Source organism: Rhizobium sp. BK060, assembly GCF_014193145.1.
GTDB lineage: Bacteria > Pseudomonadota > Alphaproteobacteria > Rhizobiales > Rhizobiaceae > Rhizobium.
The window spans coordinates 1-4646 of sequence record NZ_JACHYW010000056.1 but is presented as its reverse complement, the minus strand read 5'-3'; the positions used below and the strand labels follow the sequence as shown (position 1 = coordinate 4646).

Here is a 4646-nt window from a genome sequence, read left to right as displayed (position 1 = left end):
ATGCTAACGTTCATTTCGGACGTCTCCTCTGTTGTGGCGGTTAACATCCACCATGCTGGCACATTCGATGCCGTCGAGGGGCGTCCACCCCATCAATCCGTGACCCGATGCCTCGGCTTCGGTCACAGAGTGACGTTCGGCTCCCGGTTTCCCATTCTCCTTGAAGAGCGCAGCCCGGACCTGCCGGGATCGCTAGAAACCAATCAGGACAACCGGGATATCGTCGACGTGCTCTCCATGTTGCTTTCGCGGCACGGCTCATAAGCGCGCTGGTCCCGCAGGATCTGGAAGGCGATCGTCAAAAGCTTGCGCGCGATGGCAACCCGCGCCTTGTTCACTCCTCTGAACTTCAGATGTTCATATTGGGCTCGAAGCTGCGCGTCGCTGGCGATCGCAGGGGTGACGGCTTCAACAAAAGCCCAGCGCAGCCACTTATTGCCCTGCTTGATGATCTTGCCGTGGAAGGTCTTGCCGCCGGAGGAATAGGTCGACGGCACCAGTCCGGCATAGGCGGCAAGCTTTTTGGCATTGCGGAAGCGGCTGACATCGTCGATCTCCGCATCGATCAGCCTTGCAAAGAACTCGCCAATGCCAGGGATCGTCTTCAACAGCTTCACATTGCCATTGGCCTTGGTCATCGCCCGGATCGTCGTTTCCGACTGTTTGATCCGCCCATCGATGTCGCCGATGAAATCGAGACCCCGGTCGATCTGGATGCGGTCGATCTCCGAAACGTTGACCTGCGCTAGCTGAACACGGCCCGCCTTGCCAAACAGATCACCGAGCTTCTTCAACTGCGCCGTCTGCTCCGGATAACGATCAAACACCGTCACGATCCGGTTCTTGGTCATCGTCCGCAGCCGCACGTAAAACATCCGCTCACGCAACGCGACACGCAGCTCGCGGGCCTTGTCGCTCGGTGCCCAGGCTTCTGGCACCAGGTCGGCGCGCAGCAGATGCGCCAACACCGTCGCATCGATCTTGTCGGTCTTGATCTTGGCGTCAGCGATCGCCTTGACCTTCAAGGGATGAGCGAGAACGACATCATCACAAATGTCGTCGAGCCAGTCGTATATCACCATCCAGTTGCGGGTCGCCTCGACAACCGCGTGGCTATTCTCCCGGTAGCGCTCGAGAAACCCACCCAGCGACTGCCGGTCGTTCTTAACCCGGCCAGATCTCAGCGTCTTGCCGCTGCTGTCCTGAACCACCAGGTGGCTATAGGATTTGTGGTAGTCGACCCCGATATGGTAATCATAAGAGGCAGTCATGCTTCCAACTCCCTTGTTGAGATCTCGAAAACCCCAACAGGATAAGCCGAAAGGCTGGAAGCGTGACTGTCCCTCGATCATCACCTGCATCTCAGTGATCCGTTCTCTCAGCGGCTGCGACCTCTTTCATGTCACCTCCTTTGGCTTATCGCTTTATGGTCGACACTCTTGCGCTCGCCTCGGTCGAGGCGTTTGTTGCTTCGGATTTCGAATTGTCGCAAGAGGTCGGCCACGTTTGTGGCTATCTGCAACGGCGTACCGTCTTGGTGATCTCATCGCCATCGTCGGTCATCGTTCTGACCGTCTTGGTGTAGCAGCGATCGCGATAGTGGCGGTCACGCTCGCGAACGGCGCCAACTCTGATGCCGTGATCGTTGATGGTATTGCGGGACGCGCCTGATCATAGTCGTTGGCGAAGCTCCGTTGGCGCGTCACGGTCACGCTGTCGGCCATGGAGGGGAGGACGAGCGAACAGAGCGCCATCGCCGCGACAGTGCAGTTCACAAGGATCTTTCGCATCTCAATTCTCCTTCACTCACGGAAGAACTGGCTCCTTGAAAAATGACGCGTCGACTAGCCGTTGCGATGCCTTCCAGGCCAGTCTTTCAATTTTTCGCGAACACTGCGATCATTCTGCTGGGCTTATACTGGCAAGAGCTGCTTTCTTCGATCGGAGGACAAGGATTGCGGTCCAAAGGATTGCTGAGTTGGGTGAGGAGTCGGCCATTGTCGATTCAGTTCCTGTTTGCCAGTGGCATCCTGATCTTCTTCGCGACACTGATCTCGGGCTACGTCATCTCCGGAATCGTTGAGCAAAACGCCATCCGCAGCAAAGCCGGAGCCGCCGCGATATTCGTTCAGAGTATGACCGAGCCGTTAGTGCAGAAGCTGGCTTCGGCGGATGCCGTGCCGCCGGAGGATCTCGCCAGGCTCCACAATCTTTTCACCGATCCCATGTTGCGGGGACGTTTCCCGCATGTCGAGATATGGAAGCCGGATGGGACGGTTGCCTATTCGATCGCGCCGGACCTAATCGGTCGAAAGTTCCCTCTGCCTTCTGGTGCCAGGAGTGCGCTGGCAGGCGAGGTTGCGCTTTCCTTTGCCGACCTCGATGCAGGCGAACACGTCGTCCGCAATTTCCAGACAAATTATCTGGAGATCTATAGCCCACTGCGTGACAGCTCCTCCGGCACGATCATCGCTGTCGCGGAGATACAGGAGGATCCCGCAACCTTCGATTACGATGTAGGATATGTGCGACTGGCAAGTTGGGTCGCGGTGGCTCTTGCCTCCTGCGCGATCCTGCTTTGTCTCTTCATGATCGTTCGCCGGGGCAGCAACACCATTGAGGAACAGCGGCGAGCCTTGAACCAACGCGCGGAAGATGCGGAGGCCGCGTCGCGCAAGCTCGCAGAATTGCAGGGCATCGCCCGTCAGGCGTCGATGCAGCTTGCCGAACGCAATGAAAAACTTATGCGTGGGGTTGGCGCGGATCTTCATGATGGCCCGGCCCAGCTTCTCAGCTTCGCACGCCTGCAGGTCGAGCAGGTCCGACAGGCCAAGACCGATCCTGCGCGCAAGGTGCCGCTCGCGACACTCGAGGAGTCGCTTGATACTGCCCTGGCCGAGATCCGGGCGATCGCCCGATCGTTGATCCTGCCGGAGATCGAGCACCTTTCACCCAGTCGCATCATCGAACGCGCGATCAAGATGCACGAGAGCCGGTCGGAAACGAAGGTCGCTTCGACGGTCGTGTCGGAGGATATCGACATTCCGGCGGCATTGAAGATCTGCCTTTTCCGTTTCGTGCAGGAGGGGCTAAATAACGCCTATAGGCACGCTGGCGGCAACGGCCAGGAAGTTTGGTGCGAGATGAGCCGTGCACACATGAAAGTGGTCGTCTCCGACAGGGGGGCGCCGCAGGGCTTCGTCAAGCCGGCTACTCGAACGGGTGGCGGAATGGGCCTCCAGGGCCTGCGGCAGCGTATCGAGAGCCTGGGCGGCAGCCTGCAGATCGTCATCGCCGGCACGGGAACAAAGCTGACAATGCTCTTCGAGCTTCGGGAGACAATCTGAATGGTGGTGCCGGCCTCTGTCATTGTTGTCGATGATCACGCGCTCTTTCGCATGGGGGTGCTGCAGACGATTGCGCTCAGCGAGAACTTGCAGGTTGTCGCCGAAGGCGCGTCGAAGCAGGATGCGCTTGACCTCATCGCGCTGCATCAGCCGACGATCGTGCTTCTGGATATTTCCATGCCGGGTGGTGGCGTGGCAGCGGCCCGCGAAATCCATGAACGATGGCCTGATGTGAAGGTTGTGATGCTGACCGTTTCGGAGGATGACCAAGATGCCCTCGAAGCACTGGAAGCGGGCGCTTCCGGCTATATTCTCAAGGGTATTGCCGCGACCGAGCTTTTGGATGCGTTGATGACCGTCCAGCGGGGTAGCACCTATCTCGCGCCGACGCTCGGCTCCAAGCTGGTTGCTACAATGAGAGGGCAGACGCAGCCGAGAACGAAAGGCAATTTGCTAACGGAGTTGTCGGCGAAGGAGCGCCACGTGTTGGAATGCGTGGGGCGTGGCATGGGCAATCAGGCAATTGCCGAAGCGACCGGTACGACGTTGCGTACCGTCAAATTTCACGTCTCGCGGCTGCTCCGTAAGGTCAATGCGAAAAATCGCATCGAGTTGGCGCTGATCGCGCAGAAGACGACGGATGCCGCGCGCGACGGCGAATAGCCAACGCCCCTCTCGGACTTTGGTCTGATAATACCGGGACCTCGGTCCAAGCATTGTGCGACTTTGGTGGCAGGAATGAACTGGCCTCTTGGTCGCGACATTCCTTGGACCTTGTTCTGTAGATCACTGCACCTCGGGACCTGTACAACTTCAGACGGTCAACAATTGCCAGCCGATCGCAACGGAAAGAATGAGCGTTCTTTCCGAGGGGCGGCGTTTGCTTCGAGGACCGACATGGTTACGCAGAATCCGAATTTCACCGCCAATCAGGACGACCTTGCGTATATTCTGAAGCAGATCGTCGTCGCCGAACGCGAAGTTGCCGGTGAAAGCCTGCAATCGATCATCGGACTGAATGCGGCGATCCTTCCGTGGGGTCTGCGCCATGTTGATGGCAGCAACAACAACCTCTTGCCGGGCGGGCAATTCGTTGGTGCTGCCGATCAGATTCTGCCGCGTCTGCTGGATCCGAACTTCCGGAATGATCAAGATGGCGATCAGTTGCCGCGCGGGCCGCCGCCCCGACCGGGTGATCCCGGGTGGGGACTTATCTGTTCAATGCGCCGGGTCCAGGCGACGGGTGATGTCCTGGGTTCGATGCGCCGATGTGGGGACGTGCGATGACCAAGAAGAAGA

5 protein-coding genes and 1 pseudogene are annotated in these 4646 nt (G+C 58.5%); 4 read left to right on the top strand and 2 right to left on the bottom strand.

The window, feature by feature from the left end; genetic code table 11:
* The coding region (locus tag FHT71_RS31270) for a hypothetical protein (protein WP_210294370.1) at positions 1-264 on the top strand (264 nt) is incomplete at its 5' end.
* Here the strand turns inward: FHT71_RS31270 and FHT71_RS30990 are convergent.
* A complete protein-coding gene (locus FHT71_RS30990) occupies positions 204-1271 on the bottom strand; it encodes an IS110 family transposase (protein WP_183723266.1) in 1068 nt (355 codons plus the stop codon). The two genes, FHT71_RS31270 and FHT71_RS30990, sit on opposite strands and share 61 nt — an antisense overlap.
* A gap of 241 nt (positions 1272-1512) precedes the next feature.
* Positions 1513-1790: pseudogene (locus FHT71_RS30985) on the bottom strand (hypothetical protein).
* 207 nt (positions 1791-1997) lie between these two features.
* Between FHT71_RS30985 and FHT71_RS30980 the strand changes: the two are divergent.
* The 3 genes from FHT71_RS30980 to FHT71_RS30970 all read left to right on the top strand — a co-directional run bounded on the left by FHT71_RS30980 (position 1998) and on the right by FHT71_RS30970 (position 4634).
* Positions 1998-3347: a histidine kinase gene (locus FHT71_RS30980; protein WP_183723264.1), complete on the top strand. Its 1350-nt coding sequence runs from the start codon at positions 1998-2000 to the stop codon at positions 3345-3347.
* Positions 3348-4010: a response regulator transcription factor gene (locus tag FHT71_RS30975; protein ID WP_132593311.1), complete on the top strand. Its 663-nt coding sequence runs from the start codon at positions 3348-3350 to the stop codon at positions 4008-4010.
* 234 nt (positions 4011-4244) lie between these two features.
* Positions 4245-4634 (top strand): hypothetical protein, encoded by a 390-nt coding sequence (locus tag FHT71_RS30970; protein ID WP_183723262.1) that lies wholly within the window; start codon positions 4245-4247, stop codon positions 4632-4634.
* Positions 4635-4646: the final 12 nt, after the last annotated feature.